Genomic DNA, 2,384 nt, shown 5'->3' on the forward strand with positions numbered 1-2,384 from the left:
GCTACTGCAATCTCATAGGCTGAAGCTCCGTCTGAACCATCGTTTCCATCAGTACCATTACTTCCGTCTGCTCCATCAGCTCCGTTTAGTGACGCTAACCAAACTGCTTCCGTTCCTGAAAACCCTCCAGCTACTGCAATTTCATATGCTGAAGAGCCATCTGAACCATCAGTACCATTACTTCCATCTGCTCCGTCAACACCGTTTAGTGACGCTAACCAAACTGATTCCGTTCCTGTAAATCCTCCGGCTACTGCAATCTCAAATGCTGAAGAGCCATCTGAACCATCGTTTCCATTAGTACCATCTGCTCCGTTTAATGACGCTAACCAAGCTGCTTCCGTTCCTGTAAATCCTCCGGCTACTGCAATCTCATAGGCTGAAGATCCGTCTGAACCATCGTTTCCATCAGTACCATTACTTCCGTCTGCTCCATCAGCTCCGTTTAGTGACGCTAACCAAACTGCTTCCGTTCCTGTGAATCCTCCTGCAACGGCTATTTCATAGGCTGAAGCCCCGTCTGAACCATCGTTTCCATCAGTACCATTACTTCCATCTGCTCCGTCAACTCCATTTAATGAAGTTAACCAATCCGATTCTGTTCCTGTAAATCCTCCGGCTACTGCAATCTCAAATGCTGAAGAGCCATCTGAACCATCGTTTCCATTAGTACCATCTGCTCCGTTTAATGACGCTAACCAAGCTGCTTCCGTTCCTGTAACTCCTCCTGCTACTGCACTCTCATATGCTGAAGAACCGTCTGAACCATCGTTGCCATCAGTACCATTACTTCCGTCTGCTCCATCAGCTCCGTTTAGTGACGCTAACCAAACTGCTTCCGTTCCTGTAAATCCTCCTGCCACTGCTATTTCAAATGCTGAAGATCCGTCAGCTCCATCAGCTCCGTTTAGTGATGCTAGCCAAGCTGTTTCTGTTCCCGTAAATCCACCTGCTACTGCAATCTCATAGGCTGAAGATCCATCAGAACCATCTATTCCATTTGTTCCATCAGAACCATCTGCTCCGTCAACTCCATTTAATGAAGTTAACCAATCCGCTTCCGTTCCAGTAAATCCTCCGGCTACTGCTATTTCAAATGCTGAAGAACCATCTGTTCCATCGTTCCCGTCTGCTCCGTTTAATGATGCTAACCAAGCTGTTTCGGTTCCTGTAAACCCTCCGGCTACGGCTATTTCAAATGCTGAAGAACCATCTATTCCATCAGTACCGTTACTTCCATCGGCTCCATCAGCACCGTTTAGTGACGCTAACCAAGCTGCTTCTGTTCCTGTAAATCCACCAGCTACTGCTATATCATATGCGGAAGCTCCGTCTGAACCATCGTTTCCATCAGTACCATTACTTCCGTCTGCTCCATCAGCACCGTTTAGTGACGCTAACCAAACTGCTTCCGTTCCTGTGAATCCTCCGGCTACTGCTATTTCATAGGCTGAAGATCCGTCTGAACCATCACTCCCATTTGTTCCATCAGCACCATCTGCTCCGTCAACTCCATTTAATGACGCTAACCAATCCGATTCTGTTCCTGTAAATCCTCCAGCAACTGCAATCTCATATGCAGAAGAGCCATCTGCTCCATCAGCTCCGTTTAGTGACTCCAACCAAGCTGCTTCCGTTCCTGTAAATCCTCCGGCTACTGCAATCTCATATGCCGAAGAGCCATCAGCACCATCACTTCCATTTGTTCCATCAGAACCATCTGCTCCGTCAACTCCATTTAATGACGCTAACCAAACTGATTCCGTTCCTGTAAATCCTCCGGCTACTGCAATCTCATAGGCTGAAGAGCCATCTGAACCATCGTTTCCATTAGTACCATCTGCTCCGTTTAATGACGCTAACCAAGCTGCTTCCGTTCCTGTAAATCCTCCTGCTACGGCTATTTCAAATGCTGAAGAACCATCTGTTCCATCGTTCCCGTCTGCTCCGTTTAATGATGCTAACCAAGCTGTTTCGGTTCCTGTAAACCCTCCGGCTACGGCTATTTCATAGGCTGAAGAGCCATCCGTTCCGTCTGCTCCATTACTTCCATCTGCACCGTTTAATGACGCTAACCAAGCTGATTCTGTTCCTGTGAACCCACCAGCTACTGCAATTTCAAATGCTGAAGCTCCGTCTGAACCATCGTTCCCATCAGTACCGTTACTTCCATCTGCTCCATCAGCTCCGTTTAGTGACGCTAACCAATCTGCTTCCGTTCCTGAAAACCCTCCAGCTACTGCAATCTCATATGCCGAAGAGCCATCTGAACCATCGTTTCCATCAGTACCATTACTTCCGTCTGCTCCATCAGCTCCGTTTAGTGACGCTAACCAAACTGCTTCCGTTCCTGTAAATCCTCCTGCCACTGCTATTTCAAATGC

General features: G+C 47.6%; 1 protein-coding gene. It reads right to left on the reverse strand.

Translation table 11 applies throughout. The features are described 5' to 3' along the window. The coding region (locus tag AC0UBM_RS18315; RefSeq protein ID WP_475689632.1) for a beta strand repeat-containing protein at positions 1-2,384 on the reverse strand (2,384 nt) is incomplete at both ends.

The organism is Formosa sp. F44, from assembly GCF_056238645.1.